Annotated in this window: 20 protein-coding genes; 9 read left to right on the top strand and 11 right to left on the bottom strand. The window is 65.2% G+C overall.

The annotated features are described in order from the left end of the window. Positions 1 to 16: 16 nt before the first annotated feature. A complete protein-coding gene (locus tag AB7290_RS40590; RefSeq protein WP_085398355.1) occupies positions 17 to 670 on the bottom strand; it encodes a S24 family peptidase in 654 nt (217 codons plus the stop codon). A 293-nt stretch (positions 671 to 963) separates the two neighbouring features. On the opposite strand from AB7290_RS40590, the gene AB7290_RS40585 reads away from it, so the two are divergent. Beyond that, positions 964 to 1,308, top strand: a complete 345-nt coding sequence (locus tag AB7290_RS40585; protein ID WP_071909157.1) for a DUF952 domain-containing protein — start codon at positions 964 to 966, stop codon at positions 1,306 to 1,308. Next, positions 1,305 to 2,402 (top strand): quinone-dependent dihydroorotate dehydrogenase, encoded by a 1,098-nt coding sequence (locus tag AB7290_RS40580; RefSeq protein WP_063979852.1) that lies wholly within the window; start codon positions 1,305 to 1,307, stop codon positions 2,400 to 2,402. The genes AB7290_RS40585 and AB7290_RS40580 overlap by 4 nt, the downstream gene beginning before the upstream one ends. Positions 2,403 to 2,501: 99 nt before the next feature. Here AB7290_RS40580 and AB7290_RS40575 read toward each other — a convergent pair whose 3' ends face one another. The 5 genes from AB7290_RS40575 to AB7290_RS40555 all read right to left on the bottom strand — a co-directional run bounded on the left by AB7290_RS40575 (position 2,502) and on the right by AB7290_RS40555 (position 7,955). Then, positions 2,502 to 3,827, bottom strand: coding sequence for an MATE family efflux transporter (locus tag AB7290_RS40575; protein ID WP_085398356.1), 1,326 nt, complete (start codon positions 3,825 to 3,827; stop codon positions 2,502 to 2,504). Position 3,828: 1 nt separating this feature from the next. Further along, positions 3,829 to 4,563 (bottom strand): MBL fold metallo-hydrolase, encoded by a 735-nt coding sequence (locus AB7290_RS40570; RefSeq protein ID WP_085398357.1) that lies wholly within the window; start codon positions 4,561 to 4,563, stop codon positions 3,829 to 3,831. Positions 4,564 to 4,584: 21 nt separating this feature from the next. Continuing rightward, complete coding sequence (locus tag AB7290_RS40565; RefSeq protein ID WP_063979849.1) at positions 4,585 to 4,890, bottom strand: DUF6460 domain-containing protein; 306 nt, start codon at positions 4,888 to 4,890, stop codon at positions 4,585 to 4,587. Between the two features lie 72 nt (positions 4,891 to 4,962). After that, positions 4,963 to 6,921, bottom strand: a complete 1,959-nt coding sequence (locus AB7290_RS40560; RefSeq protein ID WP_135215208.1) for an ATP-dependent DNA ligase — start codon at positions 6,919 to 6,921, stop codon at positions 4,963 to 4,965. After that, on the bottom strand, positions 6,918 to 7,955 hold the full coding sequence (locus tag AB7290_RS40555) for a ligase-associated DNA damage response exonuclease (protein ID WP_085398189.1): 1,038 nt from the start codon (positions 7,953 to 7,955) through the stop codon (positions 6,918 to 6,920). The genes AB7290_RS40560 and AB7290_RS40555 overlap by 4 nt, the downstream gene beginning before the upstream one ends. A 199-nt stretch (positions 7,956 to 8,154) precedes the next feature. Between AB7290_RS40555 and AB7290_RS40550 the strand changes: the two genes are divergently transcribed. From AB7290_RS40550 to AB7290_RS40530, 5 genes are all read left to right on the top strand, one after another. After that, entirely contained in the window at positions 8,155 to 9,081 is a 927-nt protein-coding gene (locus AB7290_RS40550) for a class I SAM-dependent DNA methyltransferase (RefSeq protein ID WP_085398187.1), read from the top strand. Between the two features lie 115 nt (positions 9,082 to 9,196). After that, complete coding sequence (locus AB7290_RS40545) at positions 9,197 to 10,426, top strand: ABC transporter substrate-binding protein (RefSeq protein ID WP_085398188.1); 1,230 nt, start codon at positions 9,197 to 9,199, stop codon at positions 10,424 to 10,426. Positions 10,427 to 10,595: 169 nt separating this feature from the next. Beyond that, positions 10,596 to 13,172: a ligase-associated DNA damage response DEXH box helicase gene (locus tag AB7290_RS40540; protein ID WP_354080244.1), complete on the top strand. Its 2,577-nt coding sequence runs from the start codon at positions 10,596 to 10,598 to the stop codon at positions 13,170 to 13,172. A 116-nt stretch (positions 13,173 to 13,288) separates the two neighbouring features. Next, positions 13,289 to 13,987 carry a ligase-associated DNA damage response endonuclease PdeM gene (pdeM, locus tag AB7290_RS40535; protein WP_085398435.1) on the top strand — a complete coding sequence of 233 codons (699 nt, stop codon included), beginning with the start codon at positions 13,289 to 13,291 and terminating at the stop codon, positions 13,985 to 13,987. 320 nt (positions 13,988 to 14,307) lie between these two features. Continuing rightward, the gene (locus tag AB7290_RS40530) at positions 14,308 to 14,739 is read left to right on the top strand and encodes a hypothetical protein (protein WP_085398436.1); all 432 of its coding nucleotides are present in this window, start codon (positions 14,308 to 14,310) and stop codon (positions 14,737 to 14,739) included. Between the two features lie 111 nt (positions 14,740 to 14,850). Here the strand turns inward: AB7290_RS40530 and AB7290_RS40525 are convergent, their stop codons facing one another. Next, the gene (locus tag AB7290_RS40525; RefSeq protein ID WP_071909165.1) at positions 14,851 to 15,633 is read right to left on the bottom strand and encodes a DUF2865 domain-containing protein; all 783 of its coding nucleotides are present in this window, start codon (positions 15,631 to 15,633) and stop codon (positions 14,851 to 14,853) included. 232 nt (positions 15,634 to 15,865) lie between these two features. Next, positions 15,866 to 16,429 (bottom strand): orotate phosphoribosyltransferase, encoded by a 564-nt coding sequence (gene pyrE / locus AB7290_RS40520; RefSeq protein ID WP_014491354.1) that lies wholly within the window; start codon positions 16,427 to 16,429, stop codon positions 15,866 to 15,868. A 171-nt stretch (positions 16,430 to 16,600) separates the two neighbouring features. Here pyrE and AB7290_RS40515 point away from each other — a divergent pair, with 171 nt between their 5' ends. Next, on the top strand, positions 16,601 to 17,227 hold the full coding sequence (locus AB7290_RS40515) for a glutathione S-transferase family protein (protein WP_038959906.1): 627 nt from the start codon (positions 16,601 to 16,603) through the stop codon (positions 17,225 to 17,227). Between the two features lie 170 nt (positions 17,228 to 17,397). Here AB7290_RS40515 and AB7290_RS40510 read toward each other — a convergent pair whose 3' ends face one another. From AB7290_RS40510 to AB7290_RS40500, 3 genes are all read right to left on the bottom strand, one after another. Beyond that, a complete protein-coding gene (locus AB7290_RS40510; protein WP_085398437.1) occupies positions 17,398 to 18,033 on the bottom strand; it encodes a LysE family translocator in 636 nt (211 codons plus the stop codon). A gap of 242 nt (positions 18,034 to 18,275) precedes the next feature. Next, positions 18,276 to 21,329: a DNA polymerase I gene (polA, locus tag AB7290_RS40505; RefSeq protein WP_085398438.1), complete on the bottom strand. Its 3,054-nt coding sequence runs from the start codon at positions 21,327 to 21,329 to the stop codon at positions 18,276 to 18,278. 215 nt (positions 21,330 to 21,544) lie between these two features. Beyond that, positions 21,545 to 22,612: an acyltransferase family protein gene (locus AB7290_RS40500; RefSeq protein WP_441254401.1), complete on the bottom strand. Its 1,068-nt coding sequence runs from the start codon at positions 22,610 to 22,612 to the stop codon at positions 21,545 to 21,547. A gap of 192 nt (positions 22,613 to 22,804) precedes the next feature. Here AB7290_RS40500 and AB7290_RS40495 point away from each other — a divergent pair, with 192 nt between their 5' ends. Continuing rightward, on the top strand, positions 22,805 to 24,121 hold the full coding sequence (locus AB7290_RS40495; RefSeq protein ID WP_354080250.1) for a UDP-glucose dehydrogenase family protein: 1,317 nt from the start codon (positions 22,805 to 22,807) through the stop codon (positions 24,119 to 24,121). Positions 24,122 to 24,156: the final 35 nt, after the last annotated feature.

The raw sequence follows: 24,156 nt of genomic DNA, 5'->3' as shown, positions 1-24,156 counted from the left end.
TGCGGTCACGACGCAATCACTGGCTCGCCCACACGATTCGCGCGATCCAGCCGACGTCGCTCGGCGCCATCGTATGCTCGGCCTGCGATGCATCGAGCGGCTGCAATTCCAGTGCCTTTGCCGTGCGGCGCTTCAGCGTCGCGACCGTCACGTCGCCCGCCTTGGTCTTCACCACCACTCGATCGCCTCTGCGGATCGGCGCGCGGGGCGAGATCAGGATGACGTCGCCGTCGCGATAGGCCGGGGCAAGCGCATCGCCGGAAATCTCCAGCGCAAAGGCGCGACTGTCCTCGGCGGTGGGAAGCGCAAGTTCGGTCCAGCCCTTGCCGGATGGAAAGCCGGACTCGTCGAAAGCTCCGCTCGCGCCGGCTAGCGCGAGGCCGAGCAGCGGCACCGATCGGCCGTCGCTGGCGTCGTCACCGGTCAACCCGGCAAAGGTGTCCATCGAGGAGCCGGCCGCCGCCAGCGCTTTCGCGATCGATTCGGTGGATGGCCAGCGCTCGCGCCCGTCGGGGGTGACACGCTTGGACTTGTTGAAGGTGGTGGGATCGAGCCCGGCCCGCTTGGCGAGGCCGGACGGCGACAGGCCGGCACGCTCCGCCAGCCGATCCAGCGCTCCCCAGATCTGGTCGTGAGTCAGTATCCTCTGCGCTTTGGCCTGTCTGACCATGGAAGGTCCAGCCCGTCGCAACTCAGGAAAACTGTCCTCAAATCAACCGGTTTTCCGTTTTTCGCGCAAGGGGTGGCGGGAGAAGCATTTTCAAGCGAAGCGGATACCGGTTCGCGTCAAGAAAACGCGTCAAAACAAGAATTTAAAGCCCCGTTCCGATTTCATCGGAACGGAAATGGCTCTAAGCCTTGAGTTCGGAGGGGGCGGCCATTACGGTCGCGCCCGGGTTTTGAGGACCCGCACGAGACGAAAAAACCCAAAAGACTCAAAGAGCAAACAGGGCTGCGTGAGCGGTGGTCAAGATCTACAAAATCTGTCCGGCCTCGGCCTGGCGCGAGGCGGAACGGCAGGGCGTCTACCGGGGCAGCGCGGACGATTCGCGCGACGGTTTCATCCATTTTTCGACCGCGCCCCAGGTTCCCGAGACCTTGCGCAAGCACTATTTCGGGCAGCGCGCGCTGTTCCTGGTCGAGGTCGACGGCGACGCGCTCGGCAGCGCATTGCGCTGGGAGCGCTCGCGCAATGAGGAGCTGTTTCCGCACCTCTATGGCGAGCTCGATCTCGGCGCGGTGCTGTCGGTGATGAACCTCAACATGCGCTCCGATGGCGGCCACGACGTTCCGGAGCTTATCCCGTGATCCGCGCTTTCGACGCCTTTTCGCTGCCGGTGCTGCGCTGGCTCGATCCGGAGGATGCGCATCGCCTCGCGATCCAGGGCCTGCGCTTCCTGCCGCCGGTCAAGCCGCGGCCTGACGATCCCAAGCTCGCCGTGCGCGCCTTCGGGCTCAACTTCCCCAATCCGATCGGCATGGCCGCGGGCTTCGACAAGAGCGCCGAGGTGCCGGATGCGCTGCTGCGGCTCGGCTTCGGCTTCGTCGAGATCGGTTCGGTGACGCCGAAGCCGCAAAGCGGCAATCCGCGGCCGCGGCTGTTTCGCCTGGAGCGCGACGAGGCCGTGATCAACCGCATGGGCTTCAACAATGACGGCGCTGAAGTCGCGCTGCGTAGGCTCGCGGCGCGTGCGCAGCACGGCGGCATCGTCGGGGTCAATGTCGGCGCCAACAAGGATTCGCCGGATCGCGTCGGCGATTACGTCAAGCTGATCGAGACTTTTGCGCCGGTCGCGAGCTATTTCACCGTCAACGTCTCCTCGCCGAACACGCCGGGCCTGCGCAATTTGCAGGAAGGCGCGCTGCTGGACGATCTCCTCGCCAGGGTGATCGACGCGCGCGAGCGGGTGCGCCAGAAGGCCGGCGACACGCCGGTGCTGCTCAAGATCGCGCCTGATTTGAGCCTCGCCCAGCTCGACGACGTCGTGCAGGTGGCGCGCTCGCGCCGGGTCGACGGCATGATCGTGGCGAACACGACGATCGCGCGGCCGAGCACGCTGCGCGAGGAAATGCGCGCCAAGGAGCAGGGTGGTCTGTCCGGCCGGCCGCTGTTCCGCCTGTCGACGCGCATGGTCGCGGAGACCTATGTGCGCGTCGAGGGCGCCTTCCCCTTGATCGGCGTCGGCGGCGTGGATTCCGGCGGCGCCGCGCTGACGAAGATCCGCGCCGGCGCGAGCCTGATCCAGCTCTATTCGTCGCTGGTCTACAAGGGCCTCGGCCTCGTCGACGAGATCAAACGCGATCTCACCTCGACGCTGCTGCGGACAGGGCGGGATTCGCTGTCCGAAATCGTCGGCGCCGACGCGGCGACACTCACGGCGGAAGACTGGCCGGGGATGTAGCCACCGTCCAGTAGCCCGGATGGAGCGCAGCGCAATCCGGGAATCTTTCCGCGAGCACGAAGACCCCGGATTTCGCTGCGCTCCATCCGGGCTACGAATCTACGATTTCGGAAACGTCACCCGATACAACGCAGGATACCTTGCGCCCTGCAAGCCGCCGCGCGCGACGTAGAACGCGATCAGCGCGCTCCACAGCCCGGCATTGCCGAACGATTGCAGCGCCCACCAGGCGCCGATAAAGATCGTGAACGATAACAGCATTAGATTGCGCATCTCGCGCGCCCAGGTCGCGCCGACATAGATGCCGTCGAAGCCGAAGGCGAACACGCCGGGGATCGGCGCGAGCACGATGAACGGCAGGAATTCGCGCGCGGCGCGGCGGACGTCCTCGCTCGCTGTCATGACATTGATCAGGTTCGGCCCGAACAGCGCGAACAGCACCGCGACGACCAGCGCGAAGCCGAGGCCCCACAGCAGCACCAGCCGGGTCGAGTCCGCAAAGCCCCTGGAATCACGCGCGCCAAACGTGCGCCCGCAGAGCTGCTGGGCTGCGTTCGCAAGACCGTCGAGGAAGAAGGCGCTGACCAGCAGGAAATTGTTCAGCACGGAATTCGCCGCCAGCGTGACGTCGCCGGCGCGTGCGCCCTTGGCGGTGAAGAACAGGAACACGGCGATCAGCGCCGCGGTACGGATCATGATGTCGGAGTTCACCGCCAGCAGCCGCATCAGTTTTGCCCGGTCGAGCAGCGTGGCAAGGGGCACCGCAAAGCCGCCATCCGCATAGCGCCGGCAGACGATCACGCCGAGCACGAAGCCAATCGTCTCCGAGAGCAGTGCGGCGATCGCCGCGCCCGCGATGCCGGTGTCGTAGACCAGCACCAGCAAGATCGTCGCCGCCATGTTGATGAGGTTGATGACGACCTGCAGCAGCAGCGCCGGATTGGCGCGCGCCTGCCCCACCAGCCAGCCGAGAACGACGTAGTTGGCGAAGGCGAACGGCGACGACCAGATCCGGATCATGAAATAGGTCTTTGCCGCGCGCGTGACGCCTTCGCTGCCGCCCATCAGGTCGAACAGCCCGGCGGCCAGCGGCAGTTGCAGCACGATCAGCGCGGCGCCGATCAGGCCCGCGACAATGAAGCCGCGCACCAGGATCACGGTCTGCTCGCGTGTCTCGCCCGCGCCGAGCGCCTGCGCCGTGAAGGCGAGCGTGCTCATGCGCAGGAAGCCGAACAGCCAGAACAGGCAGTCGAAGATGACGGAGGCCATCGCGACGCCGCCAAGCAGCGCGGCATCGTCGAGCCGCCCGATCGCGGTGGTCGAGACTACGCCGATCAGCGGCGTGGTGAGGTTCGCGACCATCGCGGGACCGGCGATGGTGAAGACCTGGCGGGAACCGATCCTGGGATGAACGGGCGCGTGCATGTCAGAACACGACCACCATGCCGTCTTCGGCGGCGAGATGCGGTACGTCGTCCAGGCGCGACAGCACGTCGTCGCTCATATGGGTGAGGACAAGCCGCTTGGCGCCGATGGCGGGGAGGTGCTGTTCCAAGGTCTTCAGGCTGAGATGGTTCTTGACCACCTTCTCGTACATATAGGCTTCCGCAATGAAAAGGTCCGCGCCATGCGCCAGCGGAATGAGCGCCTCCGTCCATTCGGTATCGGCGCTGTAGGCGAGCGTGCGATCTTCAACCTCGACGCGGTAGGCCAAGAACGGCCCGCCGGATTCGCCGTGCACGACCGGGTAGGGCGTCACATTCACCCCGCCAAAGGTTTGGCTTCGCCCGGGCGCGAGTTCGATGAGGTTCAGCTCGAAGCGCTGCTTGGTCTTCGAGGAGTGCTCGAACAGCGCCTCCATCACTTGGCCGAGCCGCGTCTCGAGGCCTTGCGGGCCCGCGATCGTCAGCGGCCGGGTCCGCCGCGAGAATTGCGCATCGAGCAGGACAAACGGCAGCCCGGCAAAATGGTCGCCGTGGAAATGCGTGATGAGAATGAGGTCGATCTCGTTGCGGTCGATCTCGAGTCGCTTCAACGACGGCAGAGCCGACGCGCCGCAATCGATCAGGAAGTTGGCCGCGCGCCCTGAGATGTGGAAGCAGGTGTTGAGCCTGCCGCCCGAGCCGAAGGCGTCGCCGCAGCCGACAAAGCGCAATTGCATCGGCTGCGGGCTCCCAAATCCTTACCTGTTGCGCGGCGCGCCGAAGACGCGCGAGAGCAGCCAGATCGGAACCACGATGACGGCGCCGAGCAGGAAGTAGCGCCACAGCCAGTTCACCGCGTCGAAGCCGAGATCCCACAGACGCTGGAACAGCAAGCGGATGCTGTAGATGATATTCCAGGGATCGAAGCCGATCGCGGCGAGCACGACGCCGACCAGGATCGAGAGCAGGACCAGGCGAAACGCGACCGCCAGCGGCGAGCCGCCGAGAAAGCGGTTCAGCCCATCGCTGCGGCCGGCCGGCAAATCTCTGACGTCTTGGACCATCTCAAACTCCTCGCGGGGATTCGACCCCATTATAGGTCACGGCGGGGCACATGGGGAACCCGCATTCCCTCGTCAATGGCTGTCGGCGGAAGCCGCAACCTTAATTGTTGGTAGGGATTCGTCAGCCTTCAGCATCTTTTCCAGCGTTTCCAGCCGGTCAGCCTCGCGCGGCGGCTTGTCCCAGCGCAGCCGGCTGATTCGGGGAAAGCGCATGGCGACGCCGGATTTGTGCCGCGGGGAACGCTGCAGCCCCTCGAACGCCACCTCCAGCACCAGCCCCTTGTCGCGCTCGTGCACGACGTGGCGCACGGGGCCGAATTTCTCGGTGGTGTTGCGGCGGACGAAACGGTCGATCTGCAAGAGCTCCTCGTCGGTGAAGCCGAAATAGGCTTTTCCGACCGGCACCAGCTCGTCGCCGGCTTCGCCCTCGGTCCAGACGCCGAAGGTGTAATCGGAGTAATAGGACGAGCGCTTGCCGTGGCCGCGCTGCGCATACATCAGCACGGCGTCGATGATGTGCGGATCGCGCTTCCACTTCCACCACTGGCCTTTTGGCCGCCCCGGCAGGTAAGGCGCATCGCGCCGCTTCAGCATGACGCCTTCGACGGCATCGGCATCTTCGCCCGCGCCGGCACTCGCGGGATCGGCGCGCGCCGCGGTCAGCGCCTGCCAGCTTGCGAACGGCACGGTGGGCGACAGGTCGATGCGGGGATCGTCGAGCTTGCCGATGAACGTCTCCAGCCGTTCGCGCCGCTCCGCGAAGGGCAGCTCGCGCAGATCGTTCTCGTCGTCGCCGAGCAGATCATAGGCGCGCAAATGGATCGGAAACTCCTTGATCAGCTTCGGCGAAACGACCTTGCGGTTGAGGCGCTGTTGCAGAACATTGAAACTCTGCACGCGGCCTTCGCGCAGAATCAGAAGCTCGCCGTCGATTGCGCCTGCGAGCCGCAGCGACGGCACGAGGTCCGGAAAGCTCCCCGTGATGTCCTCGCCGGTGCGCGAATAGAGCCGCGCCGTGATCTGCCCGTGCTCATCGCGGCCCGCCACCGCCTGCACGCGGATGCCGTCCCATTTCCATTCGGCGATGTAGTCGGCGGGATCGAGCGCGGCGAAATCCGTGTCCTCGATCGCGTGCGCGAGCATCACCGGGCGGAACGGCGCGGGATCGCGATTGACCGGCTTTTCGCCGCGGCCTTCCAGCCAGGCGAACAGGTCGAGATAGGGAGGGCTGAGCCCCGGCCAGATCAGCTCGACCTCATGCGGGTCCTTGTCGCCGAGCGCCGCGGCCGCGGTCTTCGCCAGCCGCGCGGAGATGCCGATGCGCAGCGCGCCGGTGACGAGCTTCAGCAGCGCCCAACGGCCGGTCTCGTCAAGCTCGTCGAGCCAGCGTTCGAGCTGCTTTGGCAGCTCGGTCTTGCCGAGCGTGCGCAGCGTGGTGACGACTTCGGTGAGGGTGGGGGGCGGTGGGTTGTTGTGGTTGCTTGGATGTGTGGACTCATGAGCATCCCGCCCGCGGTACCCCTCTCCCTGCCCCTCCCCCGCATCCGCCTTCGCTCTTCGAGCTACGGCGGACAAGAGGGGGGAGGAAGTATGTTCCTGATGCGAAATTGACTCGCCCGCGTTTATCGGCGTCTTGCTTGTCGATTGCTCCGCGCTCTGTCCCTCCCCCCTCTTGTCCGCCGAAGCTTTAGCGAAGGCGGATGCGGGGGAGGGCGGGGGAGAGGGGTGGCCCGGAAAAGACTTTCCGTTGCCGGGCACCCGCCGCGGCCACATCAGCGCCACGGTCTCCGAGAGATCGCCGACGTAGTCGTAGGACAACCCGAACAGCACCTCATCCGTGCGCGCCGCGATCAAATCGCGGATCAGCGCGGGCTTGGCATGCTTGAAGCTCAGCGCGCCGGTCAGCGCGGCCAGGGCGTAGCCGCGGTCGGGATCACCGACCTCGCGGAAATAGCCGGTGATCAGCCGCAGCTTGTTGTTGCGGCCGGGCTCGTAGGCGAGGCGATCCAGCAGTTCGGCGAAGCGGTTCATGCTTCGGCCTCATCTTGAAGCGGCGTCTCGCTCTCCTCCTCCTCGCCATAGCCGACGAGATCGAGCGGCTGCGCGCGAAGACCTTGCGACTTGCACCAATGCACCAGCGCATCTTCCTGGCCGTGCGTCACCCAGATCTCGCCGGCGCCGGTCGCGGCGATGGTCGCGGTGAGGCCGTCCCAATCGGCGTGGTCGGAGATCACCAGCGGCAGCTCGATGCCGCGCTGCCGTGCGCGGGCACGCACCCGCATCCACCCCGAGGCAAAGGCGGTGACGGGGTCGGGAAAGCGCCGCGTCCAGAGGTCCGAGGTGGCCGACGGCGGCGCCAGCGTGATGGTGCCGGCGAGCGCCGCCTTCTTGACGCCCATCACCGGCTTGAGCTCGCCGAGATTGACCCCTCGGCTCTGATAGTACTCGGTGATCTTCTCCATCGCGCCATGCAGGTAGATCGGTGCGTCATAGCCGGCCTGTCGCAACAGCGCGATCACGCGCTGCGCCTTGCCGAGCGAATAGGCTCCGACCAGATGCGCGCGCTCGGGAAACAATGCAACGGAGGCCAGCAGCTTCCTCACCTCGTCGGCGGCGTCGCCATGGCGAAACACCGGCAGGCCGAAGGTGGCTTCAGTGATGAAGACGTCGCAGGGCACGAGTTCGAACGGCGTGCAGGTCGGGTCGGGCGCATCCTTGTAGTCGCCGGAGGCGACGATGCAGGTGTCCTTGCAGGTCACAGCGATCTGCGCCGAGCCCAGCACATGACCGGCCGGGTGAAACGTCACACGGACGTCGCCGAGCCCGATCTCCTCGCCATAGCGGATCGCTTGCGTCGAGCCGGCAAAGTTCTCGCCATAGCGCAGCCGCATCATGTCCAGCGTTTCCTGCGTTGCCAGCACCGCGCCATGGCCGGCGCGGGCGTGGTCGGAATGGCCGTGGGTGATCACGGCCCGCTCGACCGGGCGGACAGGGTCGATGTGGAAGGTGCCGGGCTTGCAGCACAGGCCGTCAGCAGTTGGCAGCAGGATGTCTTGCGGACGCATGTGCGTCATATAGGGAGCGGCCACCCCAAATGAACCCGTCTTCGCGGGCTTGCCGTCTCCGCTAGGCTTCGCCGGCCCGGCGGTGTAAAAGCCCGCCGAAGCCAATTGGCGGAGGCGGGACCCGCGCCTCCATCCTTTTAAACAGTTCGCTTTTTGATGGATTGCCGGCTCGAGCCCGGCAATGACGAGCCGAGTTCCTATGCCCCTGCGCCTGTTCCACTCCTCCGGCGATCTCATGGCCGACCGCCGTTTCGAGTTCGCGCGCGACCTCCAGCTCAAGGGCGATCTGCCCGCCGCCGCCGACCTCATCGAGCAGGCGCTCGAACTCGCGCCCGACTTCACTTCGGCCTGGTTCACGCTCGGCGAGATCCGTCAGCAGCTCGGCGAGGGCGACAAGGCGATCGCGGCGTTCCGGAAAGCATGCGACTGCGACCCCGAGGACCAGCACGGCGCCGGCCTGCATCTGATGCGGCTCGGCGACGCGCAGATGGCGGAGATGCCCAAGGCCTACGTGCAGGCGCTGTTCGACCAGTACGCGCCGCGCTTCGAGCACACACTGATCAACGATCTCGACTATCGCGCACCGTCGCTGATCTTCAAGGCGGTGGTGGCCGCGCGCGTCGCCGCGAAGAAGCCGGCCTTGTTCAAGCGCACCATCGATCTCGGCTGCGGCACCGGGCTTGCGGCGGCTGCCTTTGCAAAGCAGGTCGATCATTTCATCGGCATCGATCTGTCGCCCGGCATGATCAAGGAGGCGCGCGCCACCGAGCTCTATGCCGAGCTCGAGGTCGCCGACATGATCGAAGGCCTGCGCACCAAGGGCGATACGAGCGCGAACCTCGTCGTCGCCGCAGATGCGTTCGTCTATCTCTCCGATCTCGCGCCGGTGCTCACGGAAGCGCAGCGCGTGCTCGTATCCGGCGGCGTGCTCGCTTTCACGCTGGAGACGCATGACGGCAGCGGCATCGTGCTCGGCGAAGGCCTGCGCTATGCCCATTCGGCGGAATATGTGCGTGACGCGATGGCGAAGGCCGGGCTCAAGCTGCTGACATTGGAGCCGGCATCGCCACGCATCGAGAACAACGAGCCGGTGCGCGGCCTCGTCGTCGTCGCCGAGAAAACTTGAGTTTAGGCGCTAAAAACCCCGCGATTTAAGCGTCATTGCGTCGCAAAGCGGCGTCTTCCTACTTGCGAGCCGTGCTGCGTTGCCAGCACAATGCGCGCACTAGGGAGAAACAAAAATGACCAAGAATCCATCGCGGCGCGATTTCAGCGCCGGTGCGCTCGCCACCATCGCTGCATCCACCTTGCCTGCGCCGTATGTCTGGGCCGCGGAGAAGAAATACGATGCGGGCGCCAGCGACACCGAGATCAAGATCGGCCAGACCGTGCCGCATTCCGGGCCCGGCTCGCTGTACGGCGTGCTCGGCCGCATCGGCGAAGCCTATTTCCAGATGCTGAACGAGAAGGGCGGCATCAACGGCCGCAAGGTCAAGTTCCTCACCATGGACGACGCCTACAGCGCGCCGAAATGTGTCGAGGCGACGCGGCGTCTGGTCGAGCAGGAGGAAGTGCTCGCGCTCTACGGCTCGCTCGGCACCGCGCCGCAGACCTCCGTGCACAAATATCTCAATTCCAAGGGCGTGCCGCAACTGCTGCTCAACACCGGCGCGTCCAAGTGGAACAATCCGAAAGAGTTCAAATGGACGATGGCGGGCCTGCCGCTCTATCCGACCGAGGCGCGCATCCTGGCGCGGCACGTCCTCAGCGTGAAGCCGAATGCCAAGGTCGGCATTCTCTACCAGAACGACGATTTCGGCCGTGACTTCCTCGGTCCGTTCAAGAAGGTGCTGGCGGATGCCGGGGGCACCGCGCAGGTGATCATGGAGCAGACCTACGATCTGACCGATCCGACCGTCGATTCCCAGCTCATCAATCTCTCGAAATCGGGCGCCGACGTCTTCTACAACATTTCCACCGGCAAGGCGTCGTCGCAGTCGATCCGCAAAGTGGCCGAGCTCGGCTGGAAGCCGCTGCAATTGTTGTCAGCCGGTTCGACCGGTCGTTCGATCCTCAACGCAGCAGGCCTCGAGAACGCCACCGGCATCGTCGCCATCCGCTACAACAAGGAAGTCGGCCTGCCCAAATGGGAGAAGGACCCGGACGTGATGGCGTTCGAGGAGCTGCGCAAGAAGTACACGCCGGCGATCGATCAAGACAACACCATCGCCTTTGCCGGCTACGGCCAGGCCGTCACCATGGGCGAGATCCTGCGCCGCTGCGGCGACGATCTCACCCGCGCCAACGTGCTGAAGCAGGCGTCCACGCTCGCAGGCTTCCACTCGCCCTATTTCCTCGACGGTGTCGCCTACAGCTACACGCCTGAGGACTACACGCCGATGAAGACGCTCTTCATCTCGACCTTCAGCGGCAAGGACTGGGACATCTCCGACAAGCCGATGTCGGAGTAGGTGCGGGCAGGGTGCCGTAGGGTGGGCAAAGGCGCACTCGCGCCGTGCCCATCATCTCTCCGAACACCTCGGTGCGAATGGTGGGCACGCTTCGCTTTGCCCACCCTACGAGACCTATTCACATCCCCACCCCTCGACGAACCCACCCCCACGGCTTACCTGTGATGCCGTGCCGCCCCGCATCCTCAAAATCCCGGCCGAGCCGGCCACGCTGCTGCCCGACCGCTTCCAGGCGTGGTTCGCGGCCCGCGGCTGGTCGCCGCGTGAGCATCAGCTCGCGCTGCTGGACGAGGCGCGCGAGGATCGTTCCGCACTGCTGATCGCACCCACCGGCGCGGGCAAGACGCTGGCGGGATTTCTGCCGACGCTGGTGGAGCTCTCGACGCAGCCGGTCGAACGGGACGGAAGGGCGAAGCAAAGCCTCATCTCCACCGGTCGCGATGTTCACCGCAGCGATGGCCTGCACACGCTCTACATTTCGCCGCTGAAAGCGCTCGCCGTCGACATCGCCCGCAATCTCGAGCGGCCGATTGCGGAGATGGGGCTGCCGATCAAGGTCGAGACCCGCACCGGCGACACGCCGGTGTCGCGGCGGCAGCGCCAGCGGCGCTATCCGCCCGATATCCTGCTGACGACGCCCGAGCAGGTCGCGCTGCTGCTCTCCTCCGACGACGCGCCGTTCCTGTTCTCCTCCTTGAAGCGCATCGTGCTCGACGAGCTCCACGCGCTGGTGACGTCCAAGCGCGGCGATCTGCTTTCGCTGGGTCTGGCGCGGCTCTGGCGGCTGGCGCCGCAGCTGCGCGCGATCGGCCTGTCGGCGACCGTGGCCGAGCCGGACCAGCTTGCGCGCTTCCTGGCGCCGCAGCCCGGCGGGAAGGAGGCGGCCGCCGACATTGTCGTCGCCGGCGGTGCCGCGCCGCCGCTGGTCGAGATGCTGGATACCCGCGAGCGCCTGCCCTGGGCCGGCCACAGCGCGCGCCACGCGCTTCCCGAAATCTACGAGCTGATCAAGGCCAACAGGACCACGCTCGTCTTCGTCAACACCCGCAGCCAGGCCGAGATGCTGTTCCAGAATCTCTGGAGCATGAACGACGACAACCTCGCGATCGCGCTGCATCACGGCTCGCTCGACGTCGCCCAGCGCCGCAAGGTCGAGGACGCGATGTCGGCGGGCAGATTGCGCGGCGTGGTCTGCACCTCCTCGCTCGACCTCGGCGTCGACTGGGGCGATGTCGATCTCGTCGTCAATATCGGCGCGCCCAAGGGCGCCTCGCGCCTGATGCAGCGGATCGGCCGCGCCAATCACCGTCTCGACGAAGCCTCGCGCGCCGTGCTGGTGCCGGCCAACCGTTTCGAGGTGCTGGAGTGCCGCGCCGCGATCGATGCGATCGCCGAGAATGCGCAGGATACGCCACCCTTGCGCACCGGCGCACTCGACGTGCTGGCCCAGCACGTGCTCGGCCGCGCCTGCGGCGAGCCGTTTCTGAGCGATGATCTCTACGGCGAGGTGCTCACGGCCGCGCCTTACTCAGATCTCGCCCGGCAGGATTTCGACGACGTCGTCGATTTCGTCGCCTCCGGCGGCTACGCGCTGAAGACCTATGAGCGCTTCGCCCGCATCAAGCAGGACAAGCAGGGGCGCTGGCGTGTCGCCAATCCAAAGGTGCGGCAGAGCTATCGTCTCAATGTCGGCACCATCGTCGAGGAGCCGATGCTGAAGGTGCGGCTCGTTCGTGGGCGCTCCACCGGCAGCGGCTCGACCGGCGTCATCGCGCGCGGCGGCCGCGTGCTCGGCGAAATCGAGGAATATTTTATCGAGGGCTTGATCGCCGGCGACACCTTTGTGTTCGGCGGCGAAGTTGTGCGCTATGAGGCGTTGGCCGAGGATCAGGTCTATGTCTCCCGCGCCAACGACAAGGACCCGAAAGTGCCGTCCTATATGGGCGGCAAATTTCCGCTCTCGACCTATCTTGCCGAGCGCGTGCGGCGCCTGCTCGACGACCGCCGTGCATGGAATGGTTTGCCCGAGCAGGTGCGCGACTGGCTGTCGTTGCAGAAAGACGTCTCACGTGTGCCCGGCGTGCGCGAGCTGCTGGTCGAGACCTTTCCACGCGGCAACAAGCATTATCTCATTTGCTATCCCTTCGAGGGCAGGCTCGCGCACCAGACGCTGGGCATGCTGCTGACGCGGCGGCTGGAGCGGATGCGCGCCCGGCCGCTCGGCTTCGTCGCCAATGAATATGCGGTGGCGATCTGGGGGCTTGGCGATGCCTCCTTCATGATCCGCAACGGCGAGCTTAATCTCGACGCGCTGTTCAACCCGGACATGCTCGGGGACGATCTCGAAGCCTGGCTCGCGGAATCCGCGCTGATGAAGCGCACCTTCCGCAATTGCGCGCTGATCTCCGGCCTGATCGAGCGGCGCTTCACCAGCGAGGACAAGAGCCGCCGCCAAGTGCTGTTCTCGACCGATCTCGTCTACGACGTCCTGCGCAAGCACCAGGCAGATCACGTGTTGCTGCGCGCCGCCCGTGCCGATGCCGCCACCGGGCTGCTCGACCTGCGCCGTCTCGGCGCCATGCTTGCCCGCATCCAGGGTCGTATCACGCATCGGGAACTCGATCACGTCTCGCCGCTCGCCGTCCCCGTGATGCTGGAAATCGGCCGCGAGTCAGTCTATGGCGAAGCTGGTGACGAGCTCCTGGCGGAAGCCGCCGACGAGCTGGTCAAAGAGGCGATGTCGTAGAGAATTTTACCAGTGGTGCGCGCAACTCCATCCACATCGTCATGCCCGGGCTTGACCCGGGCATCCACGTCTTTGCTTCCGCGGCAAGAACGTGGATGGCCGGGACGAGCCCGGCCATGACGGAGCAAGTGGCACTATCAATCACTTCAACGCTTGCACTGGATATCGCCGGTGTGACCTTCGCAACCGATCTCTCCGGTGCGCTGTTCTGGGAAGAGCAACGCCTGCTCGTCGTCTCCGATCTGCATCTGGAAAAAGGGTCCAGCTTCGCCACGCGCGGTGTGCTGCTGCCGCCTTACGATACGTTGGCAACGCTGAGCCGTCTCGCTGCTGTCATCTCCCGCCATAATCCCCGAACGGTTGTCGCGCTCGGCGACAGTTTTCACGACCGAACCGCGCATGAGCGGTTGTCGTCCGACGATCGCGATGCTGTTGCCGCACTCCAGACCGGCCGCGATTGGATCTGGATCTCGGGCAATCACGATCCGATGCTGCCGCGCGATCTGGGCGGGACCGTCGCCGACGAAGTCGCGATCGGCCCAATCACCTTCCGTCATGAGCCGACAGGTGCGCGCGGCGAGATCGCCGGCCATCTGCATCCGAAGGCGCGCGTCTCCGCACGCGGCCGCTCGATGGAACGCCGCTGTTTCGCCAGTGACGGGATGCGCGCGGTGATGCCCGCCTTCGGCGCCTATGCCGGCGGTCTCAGCATCCGCGATGCCGCGTTCGCAAAGATCTTTCCCAGTAATGGCTTTGTCGCCCATCTGCTCGGTGACCGCCGCGTCCACGCTATTGCGGCCTCGCGCTGTTATTGAGATCCCGGCCTCGCGCGAACCCGGATCCATCGGGCTCGTCAACGGAAAATAGGACAGGACTACGTCCAGTACTTATCCGGAATCGCCTAAGTCCATAGGTACCTCTAACTTGCCAATTGCCGGGGCTGGATTTCATCCCGAACACGATTGCAACCGGCAAAGGGGTCGCTGCGAGGCGGCCCCTTTCGATTCCGCCAGTCGGACTTTGTCCCCAGATCCGGAACAAATTAAGAACACTTTAGCAAGTCTTTGATATATCATTGTGATTCGGCGCGTTGCCGACACAATATCTAGCGTCCGTCAGACTTTGCGAGGACTACATGTCCACCATCGCCTTCGATCAATTTGCCCTCACCCGGATCGCCGATTTCGCGCGCTCGCTGTCGCGGCTGCATCAGGCCGCGCGGCGCTACGCGGCCGATGACGACCAGTTCGACCGCGAGTTCAACGCGGTGTGCCAGTCGATCTGGGGCTACACCATCGACGACGTCAGCGACGATCTGTTCTCGACCGAGGATCATCTGTTCCTCGACACGCTGGACGAAGCGCATGCGCGCATCTTCGCAGCCGAGCAGGGTTACGATCTCATCGGCGAGGCGGGCATGCTCACCGACTGGTGGGGCTTCTGCTGGATGATCCTGGCCGAGAAGCGCGGCCTGCTGACTCAGGAAAACCGCGCCGCCGCGCGCGCGGCGATCGAGGAGAAATATCTGGCGGCCCCGAACGTGATCGGGGTGATCATCGGGAGATGACGCAGCACTCTCCGTCACTGCGAGCGTAGCGAAGCAATCCATAATCTGTTCGCGGTGACAGACTGGATTGCTTCGCTGCGCTCGCAATGACGACTTTGATTCAGTTGGGGCTTAGTCCAGCCCCGCCCGCTTCGCCGGCTTCTGTGCTGGGGTCTTCGGCACCGTCACGTCAGGCAGCGCCTCGCGCACGATCTCGACTGAGGCCGGCGCATCCGCCGCGACCGTCTCCGCGCGCACCGGTGCCACCTTCATCTCGCCGAGCCGCGCGCGGACCTGCGCGGTGAGGCCCGGGTAGGAGGCAACCGGCGTGAAGTCCGCAGCCTGGTCATTGCCGACGCGGATGCCGGTATAGGCGACGAGGCCGTCGCTGGTCGCGATCACGTCGCCGGCTTTCAGCGAGGAATCCAGCGCGAGATCGACCGGGGCGAGGCCGACCGGCTCGCGGCCGTTGCAGGTGCAGTCGGCACGCAGCGCCTTGCGATAGGCGAACGCGTTTTCGCTGTCGGCGTAGCGCTCGCCGGTCTGCGAAGCGGCGCCGTCGATCGAAGAGCCGAAATAGACCTTTGTCGTGGTGGCAGGACAGAACGCCTGACACATCTGGGCGGGCGAGGCGAGGCCGCGCATCAGCGGGAAATATTTGCCGTCGCAGGTGCGCACGCAGAAGGCCGGGCCCGAGCCGCCGGCCGCCGCCGCGCGTGTCGGTGGCACATATTGCGGGTTTGCGGGATTCTGCTGGCTGGCGAAGGGATCGGCAAAGGAGTTCGACTGCTGCGGAACCTCACGCTGCGGCCGGGGCCGCTGCATTCCGCCGAAGAAGAAGTCGAACAGGCCTTCGGCCGAAGCCGGGGCTGGAGCCGCAAGCAGCGGGGCCGCCAGGCTGGCGGCCACAAGCATCGCGCGACGCGCATGGGACAAGGCTGTACGCAATGCTCACTCCGACGCTACTGAACCGGCCGGAACCTTCCGAGGTCTCGGCACATGATTCACCATAGTGCTGGATGGTAAATGAGCAGTTGAGCGGAGGCGATTTCAAGTCGAGGCCGTGACCTCTTCAAGGCCGGGCACAGCTTCCGGCGGATGGTTGCTTCCGGGCAACGCCCGGGCATGGACGGACTGTCTCGCGGCCTTAAGCCTTCAGGAACTCCGACGCCTTGTACAGCGAGCGGAACGGCAGGCCGGCCGCGCCAAACGTATCGGTGGCCCCTTCCTCGCGGTCGACCATGGTCAGCACCAGCACCACCTCGGCGCCGGTCTCGCGCACCGATTCCACCGCCTTCATCGCCGAGCCGCCGGTGGTGGTGACGTCCTCGACGATCACGACGCGCTTGCCTTCGAGCGTCTCGCCCTTGGGCAGACCTTCGATCGCGAGCTTCGCGCCGTGCTCCTTCGGTTTCTTGCGCACGAAGAACGCTGCGATCGGATGGCCCTTGATCCAGGAGATCTGCGCCAGCGCGCCGGCCAGCGGCACCGCGCCCATCTCGAGCCCGCCGATGAAGTCGAGCTGGTCGTCCTTCAGCGCCTCATAGGTCAGCTCGGCGAGCAGCGTCGCGCCCTCGGGGTCGAGCATGGTCGGCTTGAGGTTGAAGTAGAAATCGCTCTTGCGGCCCGACGCGAGCGTGACGTCACCGCGGCCGAAGGAGCGCCGGCGGATGATTTCGAACAGGCGGGCGCGGGAGGCAGATTTCGACACGGCGGTCCCTCGGGGCTTTTTGGAGGTGGCGGAATTTATCCGCGACGGCCGCGACATTCCAGAGGGGACCGGTCGAGTCAACAGGGATCGGCCATCCCGGTCCGCCAGTTGTGGGGGTGCAACCTTCTGGAGTAGTTGGATGCCAGATATCTCGGGGAAGGAAATGCCTGAATGACCATCGAGCTGCACACCTGGAACACGCCGAACGGCCGCAAGATCTCGGTCGCATTGGAGGAAATGGGGCTGCCTTACAAGGTGGTGCCGGTGAACATCACCAAGGGCGAGCAGATGGCGCCGGGCTTCCTGAAGCTCAGCCCCAACAACAAGATCCCCGCGATCGTCGACCCCGAGGGGCCGGACGGCAAGCCCGTCAGCATCTTCGAGTCCGGTGCGATCCTGCTCTATCTCGGCGAAAAGACCGGCAAATTCCTGCCGAAATCGCTCGCCGGGCGCATCCCCGTCTATGAATGGCTGATGTGGCAGATGGGCGGCTTCGGCCCGATGCCCGGCCAGGTGCACCATTTCATCGCGCTCGAGAACGAGCAGGATCGCGCCTATGGCCTGAAGCGCTACATGGCGGAGACGCGCCGGCTCTACGGCGTGCTGGACCGCCGGTTGGAGGCCCACGACTTCGTCGCTGGCGACCTCTCGGTTGCCGATTTTGCCATCCTGGGCTGGGCCTGGCGCCACCCTCGCCACAAGGTTGAGCTGGCCGATTTTCCCAACGTCAAGCGCTGGTATGAGGCGCTGATGGCCCGTCCCGCGGTGAAGCGGGGCATGGACGCGAAGCTGGATTGAGGGGCCTTTTTCCCTCCCCCCTTGTGGGGGAGGGTGGCTCGCCGCGCAGCGGCGAGACGGGTGAGGGGTCTGTCTCCGCGAGTCCAGCTGTCTTCGAATGCGCGGAGAAAGACCCCTCATCCGGCGCTTCGCGCCACCTTCTCCCACAAGGGGAGAAGGAAGAAAAATAATCACACCTTCTTCGCTTCCACCGCCATCCGCACCGCAAGCCCGGCCAGCACCGTGCCCATCAGCCAGCGCTGCACCAGCATCCAGCTCGGCCGGCTCGCCAGGAACAGCGCGATCGACCCTGCTGCAAGTGCGATCGTCGCGTTGACGCTGACGCTGATCGCGATCTGGATCGCCCCCAACACCACCGACTGCGTCAGCACGCTGCCGGCGGTGGGATCGATGAACTGCGGCAGCAGTGCCAGATACAGCATCGCGATCTTCGGATTGAGCAGATTGGTGACAAAACCCATCGCGAACAATTTGCGCGAGCTGTCGATCGCAAGCTGCTTCACCTGGAACGGCGAACGTCCGCCCGGCTTCACCGCCTGCCAGGCCAGCCACAGCAGATAGCCCGCGCCGGCAAAGCGCAGCGCGTCATAGGCAAAGGGAATGGCGAGCAAGAGCGCGGTGATGCCGAACGCCGCGCACAGCATGTAGAACACGAAGCCGAGTGCCACTCCGCCGAGCGAGACGATGCCCGCCGCCGGCCCCTGCGTGATCGAGCGCGAGATCAAATAGATCATGTTCGGCCCCGGCGTGAGCACGAGACCAAGGCAGACGAGAGCGAAGCCGAGCAGGGCGGAGGTGTGGGGCATGCGTGAACCGGTGTGGGAGACGACACCGTTCTAATGTGCGCCGCGCGGCGGAGCCATCGCGCAATTGCACGGAGGACAATTCGAGTCCCGCATCTCACCCCAACGTCGTCCCCGCGAAAGCGGGGACCCATACCCCCAGGGAGGAGTTTGAGGCTGGATCGTCATGGGCAATCTTCGCCCAACTCGATCCTGTGGTTATGGGTCCCGGCGTTCGCCGGGACGACACCGTGCTGGTGGAGACATCAATGCGCCTCGTCCCAATTCTTCGCCGCGCGCGCATCGACATGCAGCGGCACCGACAGGTTCACGGCCGGGAACGGCGCGTCCTGCATCACGTGCTGCACCACCGGGAGCGTCGCCTCTACCTCGGCGTCAGGCACCTCGAAGATCAGTTCGTCGTGCACCTGGAGCAGCATCTGCGCCGACAGCTTCTTCTGGACCAGGGCATCCTCCATCCGCGTCATGGCGCGGCGGATGATGTCGGCGGCGGTGCCCTGGAGCCGCGCGTTGATCGCGGCGCGCTCGTTGAAGGCGCGCACCGAGGCGTTCGAAGCCTTGATGTCGGGATAGTACATCTTCCGGCCGAACAGCGTGGTGACATGGCCGTTGCTCCGGCAGAAGTCGCGCGTCTCGTCCATGTAGGCGCGGATGCCGGGGAAGCGCTCGAAATACTTCTTGATGTAGGCGGAGGCTTCCTCGCGCGCGATGCCGAGCTGGTTGGCGAGGCCGAATGCCGAGATGCCGTAAATGATGCCGAAATTGATCGCCTTGGCGCGGCGCCGGATTTCGCTCGGCATGCCCTCGATCGGCACGCCGAACATTTCGGAGGCCGTCATCGCGTGAATGTCGAGCCCGTCCTTGAACGCCTGCTTGAGGACGGGAATGTCGGCGATCTCGGCGAGCAGCCGCAGCTCGATCTGCGAATAGTCGGCGGAGACGAGCTTGTGCCCGGGTGTCGCGATGAAGGCGCGGCGGATCTTTCGCCCGTCCTCGGTGCGCACCGGGATGTTCTGCAGATTCGGCTCGTTCGACGACAGCCGGCCCGTCGTGGTCGCGGCCAGCGCGTAGGTGGTGTGGACGCGATGGGTCTGCGGGTTGACGTAGGTCGGCAGCGCGTCGGTGTAGGTCGATTTCAGTTTCGAAACCTGGCGCCACTCCAGGATCTTCTTCGGGAAGTCGTGGCCTTGCTCGGCAAGTTCGTCGAGCACCTGCGCGGTCGTCGACCATGCGCCGGTCTTGGTCTTGGTGCCGCCGGACAGTCCCATCTTGCCGAACAGGATGTCGCCGATCTGTTTGGGGCTGCCGACATTGACGGGCTCGCCCGCGATCTCCTGGATCTCGGCTTCGACGCGCGCCGCGGTCTGGGCGAAGTCGCCTGATAGCCGCGACAAGACCTGGCGGTCGATCGAGATGCCGCGCCGCTCCATGCGCGCGAGCACCGACACCAGCGGCCGCTCCAGCGTCTCGTAGACGGCGGTCATGTGCTCGGCGACGAGGCGCGGCTTCAGCACGCGCCACACGCGCAAGGCCATGTCGGCGCCTTCCGCCGACAGCGGTGCGGCCTTGTCGATCGGCACCTGGTCGAACGTGATCTTGCCCTTGCCGCTGCCGAGCAGCTCGCTCTCCTTCAGCATGGCGTGGCCGAACCAGCGCTCCGCGAGCGCTTCGATCGCGTGCGAGCCGCGGCCGGCATCGAGCACATAGGAGATCAGCTGCGCATCGTCGGCGTTGCGCAGCGTGATGCCGTGCTGCGCCAGCATCACGGCGGTGAACTTGACGTCGAAGCCGATCTTGAGAATGCCCGCCGATTCCAGCACCGGCCGCAGCGCTTCGATGGCGTCGGCATGCTTGACCTGGTCCGGCGCGAGGCCCGTGTCGAACAGGCCGGCGCCGCCGCCGGACTGCTTGTGCGCGAGCGGCACGTAGCAGGCCTCGTTCGGCGCCAGTGCCAGCGCGATGCCGCACAGATCGGCCTGCATCGGATCGATGGAGTTGGCTCTCGTCTCGATCGCGACATGGCCGGTGTCATGGATGCGCGCGACGAAGGCATCGAGCTCCTTGAGCGTCTTGATCGCCTGGTATTTGCTGCGGTCGACCGGCAGCTTGCGCAGCGCCTCTTCGCGCGCGGCGGCCAGTGAAATCGGCGAGCCCTTGAGACCGGCCGACTTATCGCCCTTGTCGCCGCCCGTTGCGGTCGCGGCTGGAGCGGCGAAAAGATCGCCGGAGATCTCCGACGTTTTTGCCTTGGCGGCGTCGCCGCCGGCCCTGGCGCCGCTGCTGTTCGACGCATCGGCATCGACATTGGCGGGATCGATCTGCGAATAGTCGGCGACGCGGCGTGTCAGCGTGGTGAATTCCATCGCCTTCAGGAAGGCAATCAGCTTGCGCGCGTCGGGCTCGTGCACTGCGAGATCGTCCAGCGGCACCTCGAGTTCGACCTTGTCGTCGAGCAGCACCAGCTGGCGCGAAATCCGCGCCTTCTCGGCATTCTCGATCAGCGCCTCGCGCCGCTTCGGCTGCTTGATCTCGGTGGCGCGGAACAGAAGCTGCTCGAGATCGCCATATTCGACGATCAGCTGCGCCGCGGTCTTGATGCCGATGCCGGGCACACCGGGCACGTTGTCGGTGGAATCGCCGGCCAGCGCCTGCACTTCGACAACTTTCTCCGGCGGCACGCCGAACTTCTCGATCACCTCGGGGATTCCGATACGGCGGTCCTTCATGGTGTCGTACATCATGATCTTGTCGTTCACGAGCTGCATCAGATCCTTGTCGGAGGACACGATGGTCGTGTGGGCGCCGCGGTCGCTGGCCTGTCGCGCATAGGTCGCGATCAAATCGTCGGCCTCGAATCCGCTCTGTTCCAGGCAGGGCAAATCGAAGGCGCGCACGGCTTCGCGGATCAGCGCGAATTGCGGGATCAGATCATCGGGCGCGGGCGGCCGGTGCGCCTTGTACTCGGGATAGATCTTGTTGCGGAAGGTGACTTCCGACTTGTCGAACACGATCGCCAGATGCGTCGGGCGGTTGTCCGCGGGCATGTCGCGCAACAGCTTCCACAGCATGTTGCAGAAACCGAGCACGGCGTTGACCTGCAAGCCATCGGACTTGCGGTTCAGTGGCGGCAGCGCGTGATAGGCGCGGAAGATGTAGCCGGAACCGTCGACCAGGAAGATGTGGTCGCCCTTGCCGGCCACCTTCGCCGCGACCGGTTTGGCAGCAGGCTTGTCAGCAGCGGGTTTGGTGTCGGCTTTGGCGGCGGTCTTCGGGGATGTCGTTGGGGAGCTTTTGGGCATGGCCGCAATGTATGAATTTTTGCGGGCTTTGACAGCCTTGAGCGGGGGATTTTTGGGCCGCTGGTGCCGCTATCCCCACTGTCGTTCCCCACATCCCCGCTGTCATTCCCCGCGAAGGCGGGGAAACCAGTACGCCGCGGCTTCTCGGCTCGATCACTGGCGTCTCGGCGTACTGGGTCGCCCGGTCGAGCCGGGCGACGACACCGAGAGGGCGGCTACTCCGCCGCCTGCAACACTGGCCCCGCCTTCTTCGGCGCGATCCAGAACGTCTGCGGCCGTTCGAACAGGAAGCGGGCATTGAGCCGCAATGCGACGTACCAGATCGCGAGCGATCCGATCACGCCGACGATGGTGACGATCAGCGACACCGTGCCGATGTCGGCAATGATGCCGGCGCGCAGCAGCAGCGTTCGTGTCGCCGCCATCGGCAGGAAGAAGGCGAGGTAGATCACGATCGAATGCTCGCCGCAGAAGCGGAAGAAGTTCAACCACTGTGCGCGCGCGAGCAGCGTGCCCATCGTGATGATGGCGCAGGCGCCGGCGAAGCCGAGCGCGAGCGAGACGATCTTCCATTCGCTGGCGCCGAGCGCGACGAGGCCCGCATTGACCAGCGCCCAGGTCGCAAGCGCCGCCAGCGCGAGTGCGGGATGGTTGCGCGCGCGATCGGACAGCGCGAACACGTAAGGCGCGAACAGATATCCCGAATAGAAATAGACGAAGCGCGCGCAGAATTCGTCGATCGCGGTCCAGCCGGTCGAGATGCGCGCCGTCTCCAGCGCGGCAGCGATGAGCCAGATCGCCGGCGGCGGGACTCGCCGTGTCAATTTTGTGACCACGAAGAAGATCGGCAGCAGGTAGATGAACCAGAGCGTGCCGAACGGTTCGACGAAGGATTCCAGATACAGCAGGCCGGCCTCGCGCCAGCTCGTCTCCGCCGCGAATGCCGGTGCCTTGAAGCCGAACTGGATTGTCACCCAGACGACATAGAAATAGGCGAAATGCACCACCTTGCGGTCGAGATAGGTTCGCCAGTCCCGATCGATCACCAAGGGCAGGAACAGGCCCGAAATCAGGAAGAAGTCCGGCATCCGGAACGGCTTTGCGAAGGCCACGGCGACATGCATGAAACCGGTCTGGCCGGCCGCGATCTCCACCCCCAGCACCGAGTGCATCATCACGACCATGACGATGCAGATGCCCTTGGCATAGTCGACCCAGTCGACACGTGCGGGCGAGGGGGCCTTGGAAAGCCCGCTCGCGGCGATTGTGCCTGATAGTGCCATGGTGTCCCGTTTCGAGGCGCGGTCCGCCCGGCTCTGTGCGGACGTGGCGCAGTGTGAAGCCTTGCGGTTTAAGGTTTCTTTACCGGTACAATTCGCGTGCCGGTTTTTGCATCCGGGCTGTTCTCTCCCCTCAGGAAAATGCTAAACCGCTCGAGTTGGGGTTTCGTTAACCAAGCTGGAACAGGGTTTTTCATGCGAATCGCGATGATCGGAACGGGCTATGTGGGACTGGTGTCCGGAGCCTGCTTTGCGGATTTCGGTCACGACGTCACCTGCGTCGACAAGGACGAGAAGAAGATCGCGGCGCTTCATCGCGGCGAGATTCCGATCTACGAGCCCGGCCTCGACGAACTGGTCGCGACCAATGTGAAGGCCAAGCGGCTCGACTTCACCACCGATTTGTCGAAGCCGGTCGCGGACGCCGATGCCGTCTTCATCGCGGTCGGCACGCCCTCGCGCCGCGGCGACGGTCACGCCGATCTGTCCTATGTCTACGCCGCCGCGCGCGAGATCGCGCAGTCGCTGTCGGGCTTCACCGTCGTCGTGACCAAGTCGACCGTCCCGGTCGGCACCGGCGACGAGGTCGAGCGCATCATCCGCGAGACCAACCCTGCGGCGGACGTCGTCGTCGCCTCCAACCCCGAATTCCTGCGCGAGGGCGCGGCGATCCGCGACTTCAAGTATCCCGATCGCGTCGTCGTCGGCACCTCCGACGAGCGCGGCCGCAAGGTGATGGGCGACGTCTATCGCCCGCTGTCGCTGAACCAGGCCCCGCTGATGTTCACGGCGCGCCGCACCGCCGAGATGATCAAATACGCCGCGAACGCGTTCCTCGCGACCAAGATCACCTTCATCAACGAGATCGCCGATCTCTCGGAAAAGGTCGGCGCCGACGTGCAGGAAGTCGCGCGCGGCATCGGCCTCGACAACCGCATCGGCACCAAGTTCCTGCATGCGGGGCCCGGCTTCGGCGGCTCCTGCTTCCCGAAGGACACCAAGGCGCTGATCAAGATCGCGCAGGACTATGACGTGAGCCTGCGCATCGTCGAAGCCGTGCTGGCCGTCAACGAGAACCGCAAGCGCGCGATGGCGCGCAAGGTCAGCCAGGCGCTCGGCGGTAGCTTGCGCGGCAAGACCATCGCCGTGCTCGGCCTCACCTTCAAGCCCGACACCGACGACATGCGCGATGCGCCGTCGATTCCGCTCGTCACCGGCCTGATCGACATGGGCGCGACGGTCAAGGCTTTCGATCCCGTCGGCATGGAGCAGGCCAAGGGCGAGCTGCCGAACATCACCTATTGCGAGGACGCCTATTCCTGCGCGCAAGGCGCCGATGCGCTCGTCATCGTCACCGAATGGGTGCAGTTCCGCGCGCTCGATCTCGGCCGGCTGAAGGCGACCATGACGCAGCCCGTCGTCGTCGATCTCCGCAACGTCTACCGTCCCGAAGACATGGAAGCCGCCGGCTTCACCTACGAGAGCATCGGCCGTCCGCCGGTGCAGGGCTGACGGTCCACTGCCGCAACGATTTCGTCATGGCCGGG

It is taken from the genome of Bradyrhizobium sp. 613_E4_N2_2 (assembly GCF_052075995.1).
GTDB lineage: Bacteria > Pseudomonadota > Alphaproteobacteria > Rhizobiales > Xanthobacteraceae > Bradyrhizobium > Bradyrhizobium barranii.
The sequence above is the reverse complement of the archived record's forward strand: the minus strand, read 5'-3'. Positions and strand labels throughout refer to the sequence as shown.